At 61.8% G+C, this 20,238-nt stretch carries 23 protein-coding genes; 21 read left to right on the top strand and 2 right to left on the bottom strand.

What is annotated here, in order from left to right; all coding sequences use genetic code 11:
- Positions 1-109 precede the first annotated feature (109 nt).
- From terL to AACH40_RS05885, 15 genes are all read left to right on the top strand, one after another.
- Positions 110-1,507, top strand: coding sequence for a phage terminase large subunit (gene terL, locus AACH40_RS05955; protein ID WP_338644731.1), 1,398 nt, complete (start codon positions 110-112; stop codon positions 1,505-1,507).
- A gap of 42 nt (positions 1,508-1,549) precedes the next feature.
- On the top strand, positions 1,550-3,460 hold the full coding sequence (locus AACH40_RS05950; protein ID WP_338644729.1) for an anti-CBASS protein Acb1 family protein: 1,911 nt from the start codon (positions 1,550-1,552) through the stop codon (positions 3,458-3,460).
- Positions 3,460-4,269, top strand: coding sequence for a minor capsid protein (locus AACH40_RS05945; RefSeq protein ID WP_338644726.1), 810 nt, complete (start codon positions 3,460-3,462; stop codon positions 4,267-4,269). Before AACH40_RS05950 ends, AACH40_RS05945 begins: the two co-directional genes overlap by 1 nt.
- Before the next feature lie 268 nt (positions 4,270-4,537).
- Positions 4,538-5,656 carry a DUF2213 domain-containing protein gene (locus AACH40_RS05940; RefSeq protein WP_338644724.1) on the top strand — a complete coding sequence of 373 codons (1,119 nt, stop codon included), beginning with the start codon at positions 4,538-4,540 and terminating at the stop codon, positions 5,654-5,656.
- A 13-nt stretch (positions 5,657-5,669) separates the two neighbouring features.
- Positions 5,670-6,125 (top strand): DUF2190 family protein, encoded by a 456-nt coding sequence (locus AACH40_RS05935; RefSeq protein ID WP_338644722.1) that lies wholly within the window; start codon positions 5,670-5,672, stop codon positions 6,123-6,125.
- A gap of 14 nt (positions 6,126-6,139) precedes the next feature.
- Positions 6,140-7,144, top strand: a complete 1,005-nt coding sequence (locus tag AACH40_RS05930; protein ID WP_338644720.1) for a DUF2184 domain-containing protein — start codon at positions 6,140-6,142, stop codon at positions 7,142-7,144.
- A 3-nt stretch (positions 7,145-7,147) separates the two neighbouring features.
- Positions 7,148-7,456 carry a hypothetical protein gene (locus AACH40_RS05925; protein ID WP_338644718.1) on the top strand — a complete coding sequence of 103 codons (309 nt, stop codon included), beginning with the start codon at positions 7,148-7,150 and terminating at the stop codon, positions 7,454-7,456.
- Between the two features lie 117 nt (positions 7,457-7,573).
- Positions 7,574-8,392 carry a hypothetical protein gene (locus AACH40_RS05920; protein WP_338644716.1) on the top strand — a complete coding sequence of 273 codons (819 nt, stop codon included), beginning with the start codon at positions 7,574-7,576 and terminating at the stop codon, positions 8,390-8,392.
- 44 nt (positions 8,393-8,436) lie between these two features.
- Entirely contained in the window at positions 8,437-8,805 is a 369-nt protein-coding gene (locus tag AACH40_RS05915) for a DUF4054 domain-containing protein (protein ID WP_338644714.1), read from the top strand.
- The gene (locus AACH40_RS05910) at positions 8,802-9,170 is read left to right on the top strand and encodes a hypothetical protein (protein WP_338644712.1); all 369 of its coding nucleotides are present in this window, start codon (positions 8,802-8,804) and stop codon (positions 9,168-9,170) included. Before AACH40_RS05915 ends, AACH40_RS05910 begins: the two co-directional genes overlap by 4 nt.
- Positions 9,167-9,577, top strand: coding sequence for an HK97-gp10 family putative phage morphogenesis protein (locus AACH40_RS05905; RefSeq protein WP_338644710.1), 411 nt, complete (start codon positions 9,167-9,169; stop codon positions 9,575-9,577). The genes AACH40_RS05910 and AACH40_RS05905 overlap by 4 nt, the downstream gene beginning before the upstream one ends.
- Complete coding sequence (locus AACH40_RS05900) at positions 9,574-9,759, top strand: hypothetical protein (RefSeq protein WP_338644708.1); 186 nt, start codon at positions 9,574-9,576, stop codon at positions 9,757-9,759. Before AACH40_RS05905 ends, AACH40_RS05900 begins: the two co-directional genes overlap by 4 nt.
- The gene (locus tag AACH40_RS05895) at positions 9,701-10,129 is read left to right on the top strand and encodes a DUF3168 domain-containing protein (RefSeq protein ID WP_338644706.1); all 429 of its coding nucleotides are present in this window, start codon (positions 9,701-9,703) and stop codon (positions 10,127-10,129) included. Before AACH40_RS05900 ends, AACH40_RS05895 begins: the two co-directional genes overlap by 59 nt.
- Positions 10,130-10,388: 259 nt before the next feature.
- Complete coding sequence (locus AACH40_RS05890) at positions 10,389-10,946, top strand: DUF4760 domain-containing protein (RefSeq protein ID WP_338644704.1); 558 nt, start codon at positions 10,389-10,391, stop codon at positions 10,944-10,946.
- A 92-nt stretch (positions 10,947-11,038) separates the two neighbouring features.
- On the top strand, positions 11,039-11,260 hold the full coding sequence (locus AACH40_RS05885) for a hypothetical protein (RefSeq protein ID WP_338644702.1): 222 nt from the start codon (positions 11,039-11,041) through the stop codon (positions 11,258-11,260).
- 170 nt (positions 11,261-11,430) lie between these two features.
- On the opposite strand, the gene AACH40_RS05880 is transcribed toward AACH40_RS05885, so the two are convergent.
- Positions 11,431-13,263: an acyltransferase family protein gene (locus AACH40_RS05880; protein WP_338644700.1), complete on the bottom strand. Its 1,833-nt coding sequence runs from the start codon at positions 13,261-13,263 to the stop codon at positions 11,431-11,433.
- A 447-nt stretch (positions 13,264-13,710) separates the two neighbouring features.
- Here AACH40_RS05880 and AACH40_RS05875 point away from each other — a divergent pair, with 447 nt between their 5' ends.
- Positions 13,711-14,160, top strand: coding sequence for a hypothetical protein (locus AACH40_RS05875; RefSeq protein ID WP_338644698.1), 450 nt, complete (start codon positions 13,711-13,713; stop codon positions 14,158-14,160).
- A 21-nt stretch (positions 14,161-14,181) separates the two neighbouring features.
- Positions 14,182-14,592 (top strand): GTA-gp10 family protein, encoded by a 411-nt coding sequence (locus tag AACH40_RS05870; protein ID WP_338644696.1) that lies wholly within the window; start codon positions 14,182-14,184, stop codon positions 14,590-14,592.
- A 135-nt stretch (positions 14,593-14,727) separates the two neighbouring features.
- On the opposite strand, the gene AACH40_RS05865 is transcribed toward AACH40_RS05870, so the two are convergent.
- Complete coding sequence (locus AACH40_RS05865; protein WP_338644694.1) at positions 14,728-15,015, bottom strand: hypothetical protein; 288 nt, start codon at positions 15,013-15,015, stop codon at positions 14,728-14,730.
- 76 nt (positions 15,016-15,091) lie between these two features.
- Between AACH40_RS05865 and AACH40_RS05860 the strand changes: the two genes are divergently transcribed.
- Genes AACH40_RS05860 through AACH40_RS05845 form a run of 4 tightly spaced genes read left to right on the top strand, consistent with a single transcriptional unit; the run spans position 15,092 to position 20,235 of the window.
- On the top strand, positions 15,092-17,464 hold the full coding sequence (locus AACH40_RS05860; protein WP_338644692.1) for a phage tail tape measure protein: 2,373 nt from the start codon (positions 15,092-15,094) through the stop codon (positions 17,462-17,464).
- A complete protein-coding gene (locus AACH40_RS05855) occupies positions 17,464-18,018 on the top strand; it encodes a hypothetical protein (protein ID WP_338644690.1) in 555 nt (184 codons plus the stop codon). The genes AACH40_RS05860 and AACH40_RS05855 overlap by 1 nt, the downstream gene beginning before the upstream one ends.
- Positions 18,015-18,389 (top strand): DUF6950 family protein, encoded by a 375-nt coding sequence (locus tag AACH40_RS05850; RefSeq protein ID WP_338644688.1) that lies wholly within the window; start codon positions 18,015-18,017, stop codon positions 18,387-18,389. Before AACH40_RS05855 ends, AACH40_RS05850 begins: the two co-directional genes overlap by 4 nt.
- A complete protein-coding gene (locus AACH40_RS05845) occupies positions 18,382-20,235 on the top strand; it encodes a hypothetical protein (RefSeq protein WP_338644686.1) in 1,854 nt (617 codons plus the stop codon). The genes AACH40_RS05850 and AACH40_RS05845 overlap by 8 nt, the downstream gene beginning before the upstream one ends.
- The last annotated feature ends 3 nt before the right edge of the window (positions 20,236-20,238 follow it).

Raw genomic sequence — 20,238 nt, 5'->3', positions numbered from 1 at the left:
ACGATTCGCTCGCCCTTAATAAACTGATGAAGGCGATTTTCTCGACGGGCAAGGCTCGCCAAATGCGACGGCGGTAGCTCTAAACAAGTTCACGCGCCAACGCGGAGAAATGCATGAGAATGCGTTTCAGATAACCGACGCCACGATCAAGCCGCAGCCCGGCCCACAGACCACGTTCCTCGCCAGCGCGGCCGATATCGCGATCTATGGTGGCGCGGCCGGCGGCGGCAAAACATGGGCCCTTCTGCTCGAAGACCTGCGCCACATCCACAACCCGGGGTTCGGCTCCGTCACGTTCCGGCGGTCGACCGTGCAGATCCGGAACGAGGGCGGTCTCTGGGACGAGAGCGCCAACCTTTACCCGCTGGTCGGTGCCGAGCCGAAAGAGCATGTGCTGACGTGGCAGTTCCCGAGCGGTGCAACTGCCAGCTTCGCGCACCTGGAGCACGATAAGACGCGCTTCAACTGGCAGGGCTCGCAGATCCCGCTGATCAAGTTCGACGAGCTGACGCATTTCACGCCGACGCAGTTCTGGTACATGGTCAGCCGCAATCGTTCGATGTGCGGTGTCCGGCCCTACATCCGCGCGACCTGCAACCCCGATGCTGATAGCTGGGTCGCAGAGCTGATCTCGTGGTGGATCGATCAGAATACCGGCTTACCCATCGCCGAACGCTCCGGTATCCTGCGCTGGTTTGTGCGCGTGGGCGAAGACCTCAAGTGGGCTGACAGCCCGCAAGACCTCGCCTGCTACACGATGGTGGACGAGAACGGTCAAAGCGTCCCGATCCCGCCTAAGTCGCTGACGTTCATTCCGGCCAAGCTGACCGACAACAAAGCGCTGATGGCGGCAGATCCGGGCTACATGGCCTCGCTGCTTTCATTGCCACTGGTCGAGCGCGAACGGCTGCTCGGCGGCAACTGGAAAATCCGTCCGGCTGCAGGGCTCTATTTCCAGCGGTCATGGTGCCAGGTCGTCGACGCAGTCCCCGCGGGCACGACGTTCTGCCGCGGCTACGACTTGGCTGCGACACCACGGACTGCCGAGAATCCAGATCCGGACGCGACTTCGGGCACGAAGGTCGGGCGCATGCCGGATGGGCGGTACATCGTGGTCGACAACACGAACGACTGCCTTACCCCGGCCGGTGTCGAGCGGCTGATCAAGAACACCGCGAGTGCCGATGGCAAGGGCTGCAAGATCAGTTTGCCGCAGGACCCGGGGCAGGCAGGGAAGAGCCAGGTCGCCAACCTCAAGCTAGCGTTGTCGGGCTACAACGTTCGATCCAGCACCGAGACGGGTGACAAGATCACACGTTTCAGCCCGTTCTCAGCGCAGGCAGAGGCAGGCAACGTCGTCGTGCTTCGCGGGACTTGGAACGAGCGCTGGTTTTCGGCTCTCGAAAACTTTCCGACTGCGAAGCACGACGACGACGTCGACAGCACCTCTCGGGCATTCGATGGCGTGGCGCTTGGGTCCCGCTACGATATCTCGGCGCTGACCTGACGGCGGTAACTGGGAGCCGCTCCCCGACGCAAGCCCACGCTCATGGGCACCGTGACGCGTCTCTTCGATGGCCTTCGCAATGCGATCACCGGCCAAGGCACCGGGCGCGATCCCCGCTCGGCCTCGACCTACGTTTCAGCACCGCTGACACAGCAGCAGGTCGAAGCGGCCTATCGCGGCTCCGGACTGCTGCGGAAAATCATCCAGATCTCCGCGCTCGATATGGTGCGGGAATGGCGCGACTGGTCCGGGCTCGATGACGACCAGGCTGCAGCGATCTGGGACGAAGAAAAGCGGCTCGGCCTGCGCGAGAAGATCAAGGAAGTGGAAACCCTGCGCGGCCTCGGCGGCGGTGCGCTGATCCTCGGCCTGCCCGGCGATCCTTCGCAGCCGGCACCACGCCAGATCGGCACCGGTGGCCTCGCCTTCGTGAATGTCGTTTCGCGCTGGCATCTGGCGTTCGACACCCTGCAGGACGACGCCCGCAAGCCCGACTTCGGCGAGCCGGTGATGTGGCGCTTGAACACCGCCGCGGGCGGGCAGCAGGAAATTCACCCCTCCCGCGTCATCACGTTTCGCGCTGACACCTCGGCGACGCTAATCTCGGTCAGCACGAACAGCGCCGATGCCTATTGGGGCGAGAGCCGCCTCGCGCAGGTGCTCGATGCTGTGAAGGACAGCGATGCAGCGCGCGGTGCATTTGCGTCCCTGCTGCACAAGGCGCGGCTGACACGCGTCGGCATCCCGAACCTTACCGACCTGGTCTCGACGGCTGACGGCGAGAAGGCGCTATCCTCGCGCCTGGGTACGATCGCGCTGGCCGAGAGCATGTTCAATGTGGCGATCTACGACGCCGGCAATGGCGACGGCCCTGCCGAGAAGATCGACGACGTCGCGTACAATTTCGCGGGCGCCAAGGACATCCTGAACGCGTTTGCCGAGTTCGTGTCGGCAATCTCGGATATCCCCGCCACCCGCCTCCTCGGCCGTGCGCCAGAGGGCATGAACGCGTCGGGCGATTCACAGCAGCGCGACTGGTCGAAGAAGGTCCGCGCGATGCAGACGCTCGACCTGGGACCGTGCCTCGACCGGCTCGATACCTACCTTGTGCCGTCCGCTCTTGGCGCGACGCAGCTCGATGCCAGCTACGCGTTCGCTCCGCTGGACGTCGAGACCGACAAGGAACGCGCCGACCGCTTCTACACCCAGATGCAGGCGGCCGAGAAGCTGGCCGGGCTCAACGCCATGCCGGAAGAAGCGTTCAATCGCGGCGTCCAGTCGCTGATGATCGCCGAGGGTTACCTGCCTGAGCTTGAGTCCGCGTTGTCCGAGATTCCCGAGGATGAGCGCTACGGCATTTCACCCGATCCCTCGCTCGGTGATCCAAATGCAGACCCGTCAGCGCCGAAAGGAGGTGATCCGGTTATCTCGGCTCCGGGCGGGTCATCTAACGGCCCGCTCGCTGCTGCCAACGATGCAGCGCCGCGAACGCTTTACGTCCAGCGGAAGCTCCTGAATGCTGGTGAGCTGATCGACTGGGCGAAGGCTCAAGGCTTCGAAACAACCGCGCCTGCCGACCAACTCCATGTAACGGTGGCATATTCCCGCCAGCCTGTCGACTGGATGAAGGTCGGGCAGGACTGGCATGGCGATGAGACCGGCAAGCTTACGGTGCCCGCAGGTGGAGCCCGCCTGGTCGAGCCGTTGGGCGATAAAAGAGCGGTCGTGCTTCTGTTCTCTTCGTCGGCACTTTCTTGGCGACACGAGGCCATCAAGGAAGCGGGCGCGAGCTTCGACTTCGAGCAGTACCAGCCCCACGTGACCATCACGTACAACGCGCCCGAAGGTCTCGATCTGGCCAGCGTCGAGCCGTATCGTGGCAAGCTGGAATTTGGGCCGGAGATTTTCGAGGAAATCAATGAAGGTTGGGCGTCAAACCTAGAGGAAGCCTGATGCGCTACGACCTCGCCCAGCTCGCACGCAGGGGCAAAAAGGTTCGGCGCGAATCGGTGACACTGAAACCGATCACGGCCCCCGGCACACTCGCCACCGATCTGTACGCCGCTGCCTACGCGCCAGTGGTCAAGGCATGGGACAAGGCCCTGCCCGATCTGATGGCAGTCTACAGCCGCGCCCTTGCTACCATGACGCAGGACAGTCCCGAGGAAGTCGGCGGCACCCTCAACGGCATCGAGGCTGAGTTGACCCGCCTCCTCTTCTCGATCCGGCTTCGCATCGAGCAATGGGCGCTCAAGGTCGAGAAGTGGCAGCGCACCAAATGGGTGGCGAACGTGAAGGCCGCGACGGGCGTCGAACTCGGAACGTTGGTCGGCGCGGGTGACATGCGCGCGCCGGTCAGCACTGCGATCGAGCGCAATGTCTCTCTGGTGAAATCCGTTTCCGAGCAATCGCGGGCGCGTATCGGAGATGCGGTGTTTCGTGGGCTGCAACAGAACCGCGCTGCCGACGAGGTTGCGAAGGAAATCCGCGAGGCCGTCGACATGAGCCGCCGCCGGGCGCGCAACGTCGCGTCTGATCAGCTGGTGAAGCTGTCGTCGCAGATGAATGCCGAACGTCGTCGCGAGGCTGGCATCGATACGTGGGAGTGGGTGTCGTCCCATAAGGTGCATTTCCGGCCGGAGCATGCGGCGCGGGATGGCAAGCGGTATGCTGACGGCGACGCGCCCGGAGACCTGCCAGGCGAATTGCCGTTCTGCGGCTGCACCGAGCGGGCAGTGTTGTCGTTGGATGGGGAGTTTTGATATTGACCGCGCTGTGAAAGGAGGGCGCGATGTCAGGCTTCAAACCCGGCCAAGTGGTCACGGTGCTCAGCTTGGGGCGCAATCGCATCATCGTGGATGTCGTGATTGATAAGGCGCTATGCAGGTCATTCTCTACGGGGCGAGAGGATTGGTTTTCCCTCAGTGATCTGAAGCCTGCTGATAACAGCCCCATTCAACCCTATGTCAAATAGCGCCCACTTTCTGACGGCGGTAACGAGGCCACAACCTTCCCCCTACTCCCCGACCAATGCAACTGGCCGACCGCCTCATTCTGGACGCACCACGCCGCACCGCCGATGGCTACCTCGCCGTTCGTGCGAAAGCGGCGCGCACCGGGGTCTATGAATACCTCGCTGCCGAAGTAGGAGCGCCGGACACCTTCAAGCCAACCGATGTCGTCAAAGTCTACCGCGACGCCGCCGAGGTGTTCGCGGCTGACGCCGTGCGCAGCTTCATCGGCCGGCCGATCACCAACGATCACCCGCGCGAAGCCGTGACCGCCTCGAACTGGCGCGATCATGCGCGCGGTACCGTTATGGGTGCGATGCGTGACGGCGAATACCTCGCCTTCGATCTCGTGCTGATGGATGCCGGAACGATCACCGCCGTCACCGATGGCAAGCGCGAGCTGAGCAACGGCTACCAATGCACGCTGGACTGGACGCCGGGCACGGCGCCGGACGGCACCAATTACGACGCCCGCCAGGTCGGCATTCGCGGCAATCACGTTGCCGTTGTCGATCGAGGCCGCGCCGGTTCCGAGTGTGCGATCAAGGACGGCGAGCGCTTCGCCCTCTGCGATGCCAACCCCGCCGCGCTGTCGGCAATCTCCATGGAGAAACGCATGAAGACGATCACCCTCGACGGGCTGCCCGTCAATCTGGGCGATGAAGCCGCGGTCGAAGCGGCGATCGCCAAGCTGCAGGACAAGGCCGCGCAGGCGGCGACTGCCCTCACCGACGCCAATGCCAAGCTCGCCACCGAAAGCGGCAAGGTCGCGGCGCTCGAAGCCAAGCTCTCCGATGCCGACGCCAAGCTTGCCCCGGCCGCAATCGACAAGCTCGTCGCCGATCGCGCTGCGCTGGTCTCGCAGGCCAAGGCAGTCGTGGCCGACCTCGATGTCGCCGGCAAGACCGACGCCGAGATCCGTCGCGCCGTCGTCACCGCCAAGCTGGGGGACAAGTGCCCGACCGAAGACGCCGCCGTTGCCGGTGCCTTCGCGGTGCTGACCGCCGATGTGAAGGTGTCGGACGGCAAGCCCGCCGTCCAGAACATCGGCGCTCCGGCAGCCTTCAAGGACGCCGCTGCCGCAGAGCGCGATGCTTGGCAGCGCGCGAACGATCACAACGCCTGGCGCAAGGCCTGAAGGAGACTGAACCATGCCGTATCAGACCAGCTACAGCCAGTTTCAGCCGTCGGGCTATCCCGGCATGCAGGCCGACCTGTCCGAGTGGGACGCGTCGAGCAAGACCGCAACCGCCACGATCGCATTCGGCGCGCCTGTCCAGCGCAACGGTGACGAGAGCTGCTCGCCCTATGCCAGCGGCGGCGAATATCTCGGCATCGCGAAGGCCACCCACAAGGTGACCGGGACCGTGGCCGATTCCTACGAGCAGTACGACACCGTGCCGGTCGCCAACGAGGGCGTCTGGTGGGGCATCGCCGGGGCCGCCATCACGGTCGGCGCTGGGCTCAACTGGGACACCGTCGCGGGGCGCTGGACCACTGCCGCTACCTCCGGGACCGTCCTTGCCGTGGCGGGTGCGGAAGCGGAATCGGCTGCCGCCGCAAACGGCTCGCTCTTCAAGGTGCGGCTGCGCCGCATTCCGTCGTAAGGAGGACCTGAATAATGACTGCACAGCCTTTCGGGTTCGGCCACAACGGCGACCCCAGCATGAACTTCAACGACGCGCAGCAGGCCGCGCTCAACTTCGTCGTCGGGCAGGCCTACACGATCAACGCGCAGGTCTACGAAAACAAGTTCCCCGATCTCGACTTCGGGCGCCTCGTGTTCGTCGACAGCTCGGCGCCGGAATTCACTCCGGGCATCGTGACCTTCATCTCGAGCACCGTCGGGCAGGCTCGCTGGTACAACTCGGGCGCGAAGGACATCGCCAAGGCCGACGTCATCCGCGACAAGGCTGAAATCCGCGTCCACATGGCGGGCGTAGGCTACGGCTACGACATCGAGGAAGTTGGCCAAGCCCAGCTGATGGGCATGGACCTGCCCGGCGGCAAGGCTCTCGCTGCCCGTCGCGCCTACACCGAGTTCATGTGGAACGTCACTCTGACCGGCGACACCACCAAGGGCCTCAAGGGCCTCGCCAACCAGTCCGGCGTCACCACCGGCACCGCGACCGCCGATGGTACTGGCTCCGTCACGACCTGGTTCGACACCGCCGGCAACGCCACCAAGACCCCGACCCAGATCGTTCGCGATCTCAACGCGGTCCTGACCGGCGTGTTCACCGGCTCGCTGACCGTCGAAATGGCCGACACGGTGCTTCTGCCCTACTCGACCATCTCGTATCTCGGCGCGACGCCCATGTCGGCGACGAACAGCGAGACGATCCTGTCGTTCATCCTGCGCACCAACGTCTACACGCAGATGACCGGACAGCCGCTGACGATCCGCGGTGTCCTCGGCCTCGACACGGCCGGCTCGGGCAGCAGCAAGCGCATGGTGGCCTATGCCAACCGTCAGGACGTCTGCAAGCTGCACCTCCCGATGCCGCATCGCTTCCTGCCGGTTTACCAGGACGGTCCGACCAGCTTCGAAATCCCTGGCATCTTCCGCACCGGCGGTGTCGAAGTCCTGCGCACCGGCGCTTTCCGCTACCTGGACGGAATCTGACCCATGGCAAAGCACATCATCAGCAACGTCAGCGACGGCCCGAAGGTCGTCAACGCCATCCCGCCGTTCGTGCTGCAGGCGGCAGAGGCTACGCCGGAGCCGGTCGAGATCGACGACGCCGAGATCGCGGTCATCAAGGCGCGTGACTGGTTCGAGGTCGAGACGGTCGAGGGAGAAGCCGCCGATCTGTCCAAGATGACCGTTGCCCAGCTCAAGGCCTTCGCCGAGGCCAACTTGATCGACATCGGCGATGCGGCCAAGAAGGACGACATCCTCTCGGCGATCGAACTGGCGCTCGAAGCCAAGGAATAAGCTTCCACATCCACGGGAAGATGGGCCGCTCTGCCTTCGGGTGGGGCGGCCCTTTTCTTGTGGGGGCGGCTCACGTTAACTTGCACCAACTGTTGACGAGCGAATCGTGAGGGCCGGATGCAAGTATTCGACGAAAACGGTCTTCTGCGACTTCACATCGGATATACCTCGCCGCCTCGCGTCAGTGATTTAGCCATGCTTCTTCAGTCGCTGTCGAACGGATTCGACGAATTCAGCAGGGATATGGGTTATCCAGACCGCGCGCTGGTCGTCCGCCGGATATCGACCGGAAGCGTCGACGTCTTGTTCGACATCGCAAGCAAGGTCGGGGCAGTCTATGAACTAGGCGAAATGGTGCTCTCGCATCGACAGCAGCTCGCCATGTTCTGCCAGCACCTTGCCGTCACCGCTAATGCGGCGTTGAACAGCCAACCCCTTCCCGGCGGAACGCAGGTCTGGCGCGCGCTCGCGCGCCTTGCCCAACCAGTCAGAAAAGGCGAGGCCGAGGAAGTCACTGCCAAGGTGCAAGGCGCGAACGGCATTTCGCTGGAAATCAGGGGCAAACTATCTGCGGAACAATTGGAAGCCGTGGTGAAAGCCGTGGCCATCCATCGGCCCGCTGGTCCACCAGAAGAACCAGCTTTTCCGCGTGGCCTCACGCCTGACGAGTACTTCGAGGCCGAAGAAGACGCTGATTACGATGAAATGGCGGCACGCGATGTCAAAGCGCGCTATCCGTTGGTGTTCAAGGATTCCAAATGGTTCGTGGTGCTAGGTAGGAAGCCGAAAACGAGGTCGATACTGATCGAAAACGTGGATGAAAAGCAGGCGAAGGCGTTGCGTGAGGGTAGGAAGTACACTGTCACCGGTCGGGTGACCAATTCGCGCAAAGGCGAGCGGTTCATTGCTGACTGGGGTTCGGTCACCCGCGCTTAGTTGACGGCGGTAACGGTTCAACCTGCCCGGCGCGATGCAGCGCCATGGCCTACTCTGCGCCCTCCCCCGCCGACCTGAAAGCACGCTATCCTGCATTCGCAGCCGTCTCAGATGCGATGGTACAGGTCTGGCTCGACGATGCCGCCGCTTTCGCTGGCGAAACGTGGCCGGATGCAGATCGCCGCGCCGGTGTCATGGCCTATGCCGCGCACCGCATGGCTGAGCTGGGAATCGGCACGGGCAACATCCCCGCCGGTGTCGTATCATTTCGCTCCGGCTCGTTCAGCGCCAACGTCTCGGACGCCGCTGCATCCCGCGCCGGACTGACGGCGACGATCTATGGCCGTGAGTTCAGTGCGCTTCGTCGCCGCATCTTCGGTGGCCCTCGCATGGCATGGACGCCGCCGGCATGAATTTCGCCGACGCCTTCGCGGGTATCGCAGCGGCCTTCTCTGCTGATGGCGGCGGTCCCTACTTCGATGCGACTGCAAGCTGGGCGGGAACACCAGTCACCGACGATGGCGGCAGCATCGTGACGCCGGGATCGCCCGTTCAGATCGACTGTCAGGCGCAGGGCGACCGGGCAACAGAGGCCATGCGCCAGGCGGAGGGCTTCCTCGAGACGGACGTCGCATTGCTGGTGCTCGGGCTCGACCTGCTCGACACGTCTGCGCGCATCGAGATCAGCACCGGCCCACATGCCGGCGTCTGGACGCTCAAGAGCGTGGAGCGCGATCCAGTGGGCATCGGATGGCTGTGCCGGGGGCGGCGTCCATGACCATGAAGGTGCGCGACAAGTGGGATGCCCGGCTCAAGGCTCTGGCCGGACCCGAAGTCATCAAGGCGGCGCGGCGCGTGCTCTACGTGGGCTCGGACATGATTAGGGCGGAGGCGTTCCGCTCGATCAGCGAAGGGTCGGTGTCCGGCAAGGGCCATGTTCCGTCGAAGCCCGGCGAGCCGCCGAACCGCGATACCGGTGTCCTGCAGGCAGGCATCGAAAATCGCATGGTGTCCGATCTCGAAGCCGAGGTCTCGTCGAACGCGCCCTACGCGGCGCCACTGGAGTTCGGTACGTCGAGGATGGAGGCTCGCCCCTACATGCGGCCGGCGCGCGACAAAATGGCGCCAGAGGTGCAGCGCCTGTTCGCATCCGAGATCGGGAAGCTCGCGAAACGGAGCGCATGATGAAGACGATCACCCTGACCAAGAAATGGACCTACCTCTCGCCGATGCTGACTGTCGAGTTCGGCCCGGGCGAGCACGAGGTCGACGACGCAATCGCAGCGGCACACGAAAAGGAGAGCACCAATGGCAGTCGCACTGCAAAGGCTCGTGCGCCGCGCGCTGCTGACAAGGCTCAAGGCTGACGCAGCACTGGTTGCGGCGGTTTCGAAGGCATCGATCAACCCGCTTGGCGTCCCGACTTGGCCGTTCGTGATCCTGCGCGCGCCGCGGACAAGGCGCTTGCGCGCAACCGGCGTCAATGCGGGCACGGTCGCCTTCGACATTCATGCCTTTGCGCGCGATCGGGAGGATGCTGGCCAAGTGGTGGAAACCGGCGAAGATCATGCCGGGCGCATCGGCGGGCTGATCGAAACCGCGCTGGCCGACACGCGGATCACGTTCGAAGGCGTTACGATGCGCGTCTCGCTGTCGGACATGCGGCTGATCGACGACGGCGAGCCGGGCGCCTGGCACTACTTCGCGCAGGTCAACGTGCGGGTGCTGGCGGGGTAGATATTCGCTGCCATCGGCGGACTCCAATGGTCAGATTTCTGCGTCTGGCACCTTGATGGAGCAGGCCAACCTTTCCTACATGATTGCCAAGATGTATCGGCATCGAGGATCCTTGACGTTCAAAGGACGTTAACCGCTGACCCGCATATGATGTCATTGAAAGGCACTTGCTGTACGAAAATTTCGTACATATAGCGGTGTCAATGAAAGGGAGATCGACATGGCTACCCGTGAAGGTTTCGGCGGATAAGAGCCCTAAATGGCAGCTTTTTCCGAGATATATCAATTTTGGCATACCTACGGCTCCGACATCCAAAACGGAGCCGTAGTTGTATCCGCAATCACTGCATTTATAGTGATTCGAGATACCCGGGCAGTGTCGCGACGCCGCGGCACGCTAGATCTAATCATGCACCAAGAGTCTGACGCAGAGTTGATCGCTGCGCGCGAAGGATTCACTGCGCTAAAAAATGGGACAACGAAAATTTCGTCTTTCGGCGTTCGCGAGAAGCGGACTTCCGACGAGGCGCAACACCTGAAGAAAGTCATTAATCTCCACGAGTTAACGGCCGTCGCGATCCAAGAAGGTGTCATCGATGAGTGCGTCTATCGACGGTGGTTCAATGGAACATACATCGACGACTACGAAGCGACGAAAGATTACATCTCGGCAGTGAGAAGCAGCTATGGAAATCCCAAAGTCTTCTCAGAATTTGAAAAGACGGCCTTGAGATGGAAAGCGGACAAAACATGGGGGGCTCCGCCATCGTTCATCCGCCGCAAATGGGACGCTGTCCGGGAAGTCCTAAAGGCATAGCCGCCTAGGGACTATCTGAAGCCGCCCGCGGGCGCCGATCGTTCTCGGCGTCGACCATTGCGCAGCCCAGCGCCGACCTGTATCCTCGCGTCATGGACCCCGTCGTCGCCGAACTGATCGCACAGTTGGTGCGCAACGGGACGCTGTCGCAAGCCGACATCGGCGAGATCACGGGCCGGCTGTTTCGTGCGGGCCACGAAGTCGAGGCGCACAACGTGAACGTCAGCTGGGTGGAGGCGCATGCCGCGTCGCTGGCGGAGCAAGCCGATCAGCGACGCGCGAGCTTCCGGGTTATCGATACCGACGAGGATTAATCGCCTGGTGTGAAGTTGGGCTGCTTGCGCTCGAACTCGTGCGCCTGCTCCTCGAAGCTTTCCTTGTCTGCGTACTGCAGATCAGCTCGACCGATCGGATTTTGACGTGACGCCGGCATGCCCAGACATCGGGTGGTGACGTTGTTCGATATCTAAGGTTCGCAATCAATTCATAAGCCGTAGAGATCATCGGCCAAAGGTTTGAATGCGAAACTAACGCCGGACATGCTCAGGTGGTCAGGGTTGTAATACAACACGATAGAGCCATTGCGAACGCCGTGGCAGAAATCTGCGGCGCACAGCACAACCTTCGGATCATAGATCGCGAGACCGTACTCCCGACTCAATTTATCCAAAAAGGTATCGTAGGTCTTAGCGTCGGCACGAGCAGTGCTGCCCGGCAGGCCAAGGGCATCCATAGGTAAGTCATATTGCTCAGAAATTCCCGCCTTTTCTGCTATATCGTAAGGCATGTTGGGGATTTGCTTGATAAGCACCACCCTTTTTCGCGCCTTTAGCAATGCATTAATCGACGCTCGCATCCCCGTTTCCAATTCGAACTTATCGCCATAGCGGGCGCCATTGGCGGTGAGTACCACAGTGCGAATTGCGGGGTCTCGGATAAGAGCTGCGAGCGTCTCGCGATTGACTCTGCTGCAATAGGGCCGTTTCCGTGTGGCAAACTGTAACGCTGGCGGACAGGCCGAAGAGGTTAATTCACGGACAGATCGGCCCTCCCTCGCGGCGCGTTCGCCGAGATACGCGACGAGCTCTGCGCCATGGCTGTCGCCCCAGACTGCAAGATCGGGCTTAACGGTGCTCGCGCCAAAAACGCAGGATTTGGTATAAGCTATCCCGTCCTGATCGCCATTGTCATGGCACTCATCCCGGCGATGATTGAAATCTTGATTGGCGGCAAAAAACTGCTGCGCAGCGGGAGAAAAACGATGTGGTAACCCATGGGACAGGTAAATGGCGCCACTCACCAGCACCACAATGCCCGCCTCGATAACGAATAGCTTCCAATAATTGATTGTGCGACCCCAAGCGGATAGAAACGGCTGCTCAACGAAATGATAAGAAAGGGCTGCCAACACAAATGCAGATAATACGGCGCATGTTGCCAATGTAACCGGTAATTCAGCGCTTGTGAAATTACGAAGAAACGCCAAAATTGGCCAATGCCAAAGGTATAACGAATAGGAAATTGCACCTACATATACAATCGGCGCGAATGATAGCAGCCGACCGCCGATCGTTTCATCGGAAATACCAGCGTAGATGACCAATCCAGCCCCTACGCAAGGCAGCAATGCCGCTACGCCCGGAAACCTCGTGTCCGGCGTGAAGAAAACGATGGCGACAAGCATCATGCCAAGGCCCAGAAGCGAAGTGGCATGGCGCGCCCGTTCATTTGATAGGGGAGGCAGTCCGCAAATGCTGAAAAGGGCGCCAACCAGCAATTCAAACGCCCGGAAGGGGAGAAGATAATAGGCGGCGTTATGAAATAAATGAATTCCAATCTCGGAAATACCCAGCCCGGCAACTGCTAAAATCCACAGCAAACCTTGCGCATTTCTGCGGTCGATATAACGCCACAAAACGTACAAAAGGGGTGGGAAAATAATATAATACTGCTCTTCGACCGCCAAAGACCACATGTGAAGCAGTGGCTTTAAGTCCGCAGCGGTGTCGAAATAACCCGTATGCTTGGCAAAATCGAAATTGGAAACAAATAGAGAGGTCGAGATGGCGGTGCGTGCCAACTCTTTGTATTCCGATGGTGGCAGAATCAACCATCCACAAGCGAGCGTCGCGGCAAGAACAACAAAGAGCGCCGGCAAAATACGTCTAGCGCGCCGCCGATAAAAGGCAGCGATCGAAAATTTACCTGCTTCGATTTCCCGGACAATGATTTGTGGGATCAGGTACCCTGAGATGACAAAAAATATGTCTACCCCGACAAACCCACCGGTAAGAAGGTTGGGGAAGGCATGGTTCAACACAACCGCTACAACGGCAAGGGCACGCAGACCCTGAATGTCTTTGCGAAATTTTGGCTTAGGCCCTGATCGATCAATTGATGAGGCAGGTAGGGAGTTATGCATATCGCACTAAGCCAATCGCTCGGTTGAGTGCGGGAGATCCAAGAGCCCACACCGTGCCGCTCGTAAATTTGAACACTTCACCACGCAATCTCTTTCTAGCGACCCTAAAATATCGGTATTGAGCAGTCACAATCCCGCAGCTGCACTATCTACGCCACTTCAAATTGAGCTCTTATGCCGCTCATCGCAGACCGATAAATTGATAGTTCGCTTTATGTTTTTCCCTTGTGGTGACAGCCCTATTGACTCGCGGGCGATGCGGCAAAGAGGAAACTGACGGCGGTAACGAGCTGGACTGACGCCTCCTAGACCACCTCGCAAACCTGCGAGGAGCCCGCGCAAATGTCAGTTCCAGTCGAAGCCGATTTCGCGCTGATCAAGATCGGCGACGGCGCCACCCCAACCGAAATTTTCTCCACCCTGTGCGGCATGCGCCAAGTCGGCATCAATCGCACCGTATCGACGTCGGATCGGCTCGTCCGCGACTGCGCCAAGCCGAACAAGGTTGCCTCGCGAAAGGTCCGCGTAGCTGGTCGGCAGATCGACCTCACCGGCTCCGGCTTGACCAACAAGTCGGACATTGCAGTCTTCGATGCAGCGCTTGGCAAGGCCAAGAATTACAAGGTCGAGCTCTATATCGACGACGGCACGGACACCGGCGCGCTGATGGGCACCTTCGCGGCAGCTTTCGTCATGACCGCCGCAAACCTGTCGCTGCAGGAAGGTGGCGACGCATCGTCGGAGATCACGCTCGCCAGCCATGGCGACTGGACCTGGACGGCTGCGGCCTGATCCATGGAGACACGGGTCACGTTGCCGTTTGCCGACGGCAACTATGATTTCTGGCTTCCGATGAGCCGCGTTGTCGCGTTCGAACGGGAGGCCGAAAGCTCTATTTTCGCTCTGTTTTACGCGATCGGCGATAGTCTCGGGCAGGCCGTCGACGGCGCGAAGGTACTGATCGGCGCATCCGATGCGCGGCTCAAGCAGTGCCATTCGCTCATCCGCAACGGGCTCATCGGGGGCGGTGCCAGTGAACAGCAAGCACGTGAGCTGGTAGAAGTCTATTGCTATCCGGCGCGGCCGGCGATGCACGACATGGCTCTTGCCTGGGAAGTGCTCAGCGCTGCGATCTACGGCGTGAAGGTCGATGGCTCAAAAAAAAAAAGGAAGCCGACGGCCAAGCCAGTTCGTGAAGGGCGTGGTGCTGGTGAACTGCGGTGAGCTTGGCCTGAGCTGGGAGCGGACATCACTTTCCATGTACCTTGAGGCCTGCGCCGCGCGCGATCCCGAGGCTCCGAAGGCTGATCCCGTTAGTGATGAAGGCCTGCGGCGGTTTATGGCCGCGCATCAGTCGGTTCAGTAATCCGTCGGGTTAACTGGCGGGGCATCATTCGGCTCTTGCCGAAGTCGGGCCGCGATTTTGTCCAGCTTTTCGCCAAGATAGCTTGCGATGACGCACAACCATCCGGAAACGAACAAAGCTGAGCCGAGACCAATCGTGTCCGCTCGCGCAGCCATGAGATCAAGGTTGATGGTCTCTACTGACCCCGATAAATTCGTGATTCCCGAGAGCATAGCATTGTCCAGAAAAAATCCACCGACGAGGATCCCCAACGAACCAATCACCTTCAAGAAATCGCCCACTCCAGCCTCCCAGTGACGGCGGTAACGTCGCCGACCTGTGACACATAGCTTTCCGTCCGCCAAGCGGAGAGCCCTCGTGAGCCAAGTCGATCCCGTCATCCTCAGGCTCGAAGCCGACCTCAACAAGTACCGCTCCGATCTAACCAGCGCCCAGCGTCTAACGGATCAGAAGCTCGACGCCATCGAAGCGCGCGGCTTCGCGATGGGTCAGAACATCAAAAAGGGCTTCAACCTCGCGTCGACTGCGGCGAGTGGGTTCGTGGCCGCAATTGCCGTCGATAAGATTGTCGCGGCGACCAAGGCAGGCCTCGAGTATGCCTCCTCTCTCGGCGAAACCGCGCAGCAGCTCGGCGTCACAACCAACGCCCTGCAGGAGTATCGCTACGCCGCGACCCAAGTTGGCCTGAGTCAGGAAGAAATGGATCAGGCGCTGACGCAGCTGACGCGCCGTATCGGTGAAGCGGCCAACGGCACGAAGGCGCAGAAGGAGGCGTTCGAGAAGCTTGGCGTCTCGGTCAAGGATGCGAACGGCAATATCATCGAAGCCGGTGACGCCATTCCGCTGATCGCTGATGCTCTCGAAAAGCTGAAATCGCCCGCTGAGCGCGCCGCCGTACTGATGGACCTATTCGGTCGTGCCGGCCAAAAGCTCGAGCCGCTGCTGTCGGGCGGCAGCCGGGCGGTCAATGAACTGCGCGATGCCGCGCACAAGCTTGGCCTCGTTCTGTCGGAAGACCAGATCCAGAAGGCCGATGATACGGCGGACAAGCTCGCGGCGCTGAACGAGGTGCTCAAGGCCCGCGTAGCGGGGGTCGTCGCGGACAATGCCAACGCGATCTACGGTCTCGCCAATGCGCTGGCGACGCTTGCGGCACGGTCCGCAGAGGTCGCGAGCAAGTATCCCGGAGCCATCGGAGCGATCGGCGGCGCCGCGCTCGGCGGGCGGCTCGGAGGGGCGCCTGGTGCACTCGCTGGCGGCCTGCTTGGATATGCAACCGGCCAATCTGCGAAGGAGTCGCAAGACAACGGCAACATGGACCTTGCCTTCCGCACGCAGCAACTGCGCGAGGCAACGGCGGCGTATCGGCAGGTGCGGCGCGGAAACACCCAGCAGTATGCGCGGGGCACCTACGCCTACCAGCAACTGCAGAAACAGATGGCGCTCATGCGCCAAGCCCAAGCGGCAGCCGCGAAGACTGGCGGTGCAACGTCGCCCACCGGCAGCCCGATCGCTTCGATTGACACAGGCGCAGGCGCTGTCGGCGGCGGAGCGAGCGGAGCGCACTCGACCTCAAACGCCGCTGCCGATGAAGCACGCTACCAGGACGAGCTCGGGCACCTGCGCGTTGATCGCCTGCGCGCCGAGGCGGAATTCACCGGATCGATCGAACAGAAATATGACGCGATCGTCGCGGCGCTCGACGAAGAGCTCGCCTCGTATACGCGCCAGGTCGAAACGGATGACAGCCTCACGGCGGCCAAGAGGAAGCGCCTGATCGCGGACAAGGCAGCGGCGATTTCAGCCGAGAAGGCCAATGCGCACGCCGACAAGACCGCCGATCTCGCGGAAGAGAAGTATCGCCTCGAAACTGCCGGCAACAAAAACGCCAACGACATTGCGGACGCTGCATTGCGGATCGCGCGCGTCCGCTCCGAGCAATACGAGTTGGAAAAGCGCATTCTCGACTTGCGGCAGTCGCAGGAACGCGCCGACGCACAGTTGCTCGCCGATAGCCGTGACCCGACGAAAGCCGCCGAGGGTCGAGCACGCCTCGCCGCTCTGGACCAGATCCAGCCCAATCAGCAGACGGCGCTCAAGGACCAGTACGCATCGCCGCTCGATCAATACCTGCGCGGCCTGCAGACCGACGGCGAGAACATCAATGACCGAGTCGAGAGTCTGGTCGTCGACGAACTGCAGTCGTTCCGGGACAGCATTCACGACGGCATTACGAAGACGCTCGGCGTCAAAGACCCGCTGCTGTCGGGCCTCATCAACCTGCTGATCGATCAAGTCATCATGAAGCCCTTGGCCGAGGCGCTTTCGCAGGCATCCTCGCAAGGCGGCAGTGGCGGCGGGATCGGGGGATTCATCTCCTCTATCGGCACTGCAATCTTCGGCCGAGCCTCCGGCGGCTATGTCGCGCCGGGTCAAGTCGTACGCGTGAACGAGGCATCTGCACCCGGTCGCGTCGAGGGATTCCGGCCTCTCGGCGGCGGGCATGTCATCCCGCTGGGTCGCATGAATTCGCTAGTCGGCGGCAGCGGGGCTCAGCGCGTGTTCCACGTCAACGTCGATGCGCGAAACTCCGTCACGCCCGATGGGTTTGCCAGCGACCTTTCCGATCAGATCCTCCGGCGCGCTGCTCAGATGGATGCTCAGGCGTCACAGGCCACCCTGCGAGCGGTGCCTGCTCGCTCCGACCAATACCAGCGCGACGGCTACTGATGCCCGGCTATCGCGAATCCTACCTCTTCCGCATCGAGACCGACGACCCGGCCAACTTCTGGTGTGGCCACGGCAACCTGATCGTCCCGGCGGATGGCGTTTTGCCTGCCCCCACCTTGTTCCCAGGGGCGGGCGAGCTCGTGAACATTCCGGACCTGGAAAGCCTCATCAACGGCAAGGCGCAGCGACTGGACATTACGCTCTCAGGGGTTTCGCCCGATACGCTTGCACTGGCGACCGAGGAAGCGCCGCAGATCCTGGGTGCGCCGGTGTGGATCGGCCGGGTCATCTTCGATGAGCACTGGCAAATTGTCAGCGTGCTCTGGGAATGGTCGGGCGAAGGGCGCAGTCTTTCGGTCGGCAGCCAAGCGACCGAACGGGGTCGGCTTCGCAGCCTGACCCTTACCGTTGTAACCGGGGACACGCAGCGACGCCGCGCACCCAACGCCTTCTTCACCGACGCAGATCAGCGTCGCGACTATCCTACGGACGCCATTTTCAGCCACGTCGCCGGGATAAGCGTGGGCACGACGCGCCGTTGGGGCCCAAAATGACCGAGCTCGGCGAGTTCCTGCAAGAAGTGGCGCATCGCCGGCGCGAAATCGGCGTCTGGGACTGCTGCACCTTCCCCGCCGCGTGGCTGATGTGGCGCGGCCTGCCCGATCCTATGGCCGACTTTCGCGGGACGTACGACGGCAACGACGAGGCGACGGACCTAGTCGAGGCGTTCGAAATCGCTGCGAGCTCAGTGGGCTTGGTCGGGGTGAATGACCCGCGCGAGGGCGATATCGGTGTAGTGTCTGTGCTGGGCCATCAAGCCGGAGCCATCTTCACGGGGAAGCGATGGGCGCTTGTTGCCGATCGCGGGCTTGCCTTTGCATCGGTCGAACGCGAGTGCGTTTGGAAGGTCTGGCGCTATGGGTAAGGTGCTCGGCTCCATTATCCAGACCATCGCTGGCATCGCCCTCGTGGTGACGGGTAACCCGGCCGGGATCGCATTGATCGCTAACGGGGTCTCGAACTTCGTCAGTGCTGTGCTCAGTTCCCCGCCAAAGCCGGACACAGCCGAGACTTCCGTCAAGAAGCCCCGCCCCGAGCGCGTCTCAGCTTACGGTCGCATGCGTCTATGGGGGGCATCCATCCTCTACGAAACCGCCGACCCAGCGACCGGCGCGCCGTGGGCTTCATCGGGATCCAACGGTACCGCTGTCGATGTCTACGCCGTGCACGATGGCAAGATGAGCGCACTTGTTCAGCGCTACCTCAACGACGATGCCATTACGGTATCGGGGTCGGCTGTCAGCGCGGGCACCGATGGGCGATATGGCGGCGGCAAGGTCAATTTCTACAGCACCGACGGCTCCACTCCGGGAACGCCAATCTCCGCAATCGGAAGCCTGCTTGGACCCACGGTCTGGACGAGCAACCACCGCGGCGACGGTGTCGTCCTCATGGCGCTCACCTGCGCGCCGGTGAAGGCCGAGGACTTTCAGGACGTCTACCCGCAATCGACCCCGCCAACCCCGTCGATCGTTGCCGACTGGCAGGCCTGCCCCGATCCTGCCGGCGCATCGCCGCTCGATGAATCGACCTGGACGGCGACCGAGAACCCGGTTCGCCACCTGCTCCACTACATGATGGTGCGCGAAGGGCCACGACCGGCGCTACCGAAATCGGATGCCGGGTATGCTGCCGAACTGCTCGCCCTGCGCACGGAATGGTGGAACCGCAAGATTGCTCCCACCCTCTCATTCTGGATCGCGGCCGCAGCAGTCTGCAACGAGGCCCGCACGCTCAAGGCTGGCGGTACCGAAGCGAAGTACCGGGCCTGCCTCGCCCACAAGCACACCGATGCGCACGAGCGTGTGAAAGCCGCATTGCTGTCGACTTTCGATGGCTGGATGGCGCCGCGCGCCGACGGTGCGATCGTCATCTATGCCGGCAAGTTCATCGCACCGGCTGTCAGCATCGGACCAGAGGAGATCGTCTCCTATACGTGGAACGGCGGCGCGGTGGATGATGACCAGGCGGTCAACGAGCTGGTCTGCAGCTACGTGTCCGCCGATCACGACTACAACACCGTGGAATGCGATCCATGGCGCGACGAGGCGGACATCGCCGAGCGCGGCCAGGTGCTGTCGCAGACACTAGAATCGCAGTGCCCAAGCCATGCTCAGGCGCGCTTCCTCGCCAAGCGGAAGATGGCGCGGATAAATGCGCCGAACCGTGGTACCGTCACCACCAACATCGCCGGCCGCGTCGCGCGTGGGGAGCGCTTCGTCAACCTGCGCATCGAGGAGGCAGGAGCCGTATTCTTCGACGGCGTTGCGGAGATCACTGCGCTCTCACGCTCGCTCAGCGGCGGCGTTACCTTTGAGTGGGTCGAAGCCGATCCCAACATCGACAACTGGAACCCGACTACCGAGGAAGGCGATCCAGCAGCGAAGGGCAATCGCATAGCGCCGTCTCCGCTCGAGACACCCACCATCGCATCGGCATCCGCAACGACCGTGAGCGGGCTCAAGTACCTCGACCTTGACGTCGATGCGCCGGACCGGACCGACCTCACCTGGTACGCGCATTGGCGCATCAACGGTGCTTCGGTCTGGGGAGCAGATGCGAGCTATTCGGATACCGACCCCGGCACGCCAGTGTCCTTGCAGGTCGGGCCTGTACCGAGCGGCGAGACGATCGAGGTAGAGGTCGCTTATCGTGTCGGTGATGGCCGGCTTTCGCCTTGGTCTGCATCCGCGACGGTGACCGTCACCTGACGG

The organism is Novosphingobium olei (assembly GCF_037076535.1).
Classification (GTDB): domain Bacteria; phylum Pseudomonadota; class Alphaproteobacteria; order Sphingomonadales; family Sphingomonadaceae; genus Novosphingobium; species Novosphingobium olei.
Note: the sequence above shows the minus strand (reverse complement) of the source record. Positions and strands in the feature narration are given on the sequence as shown.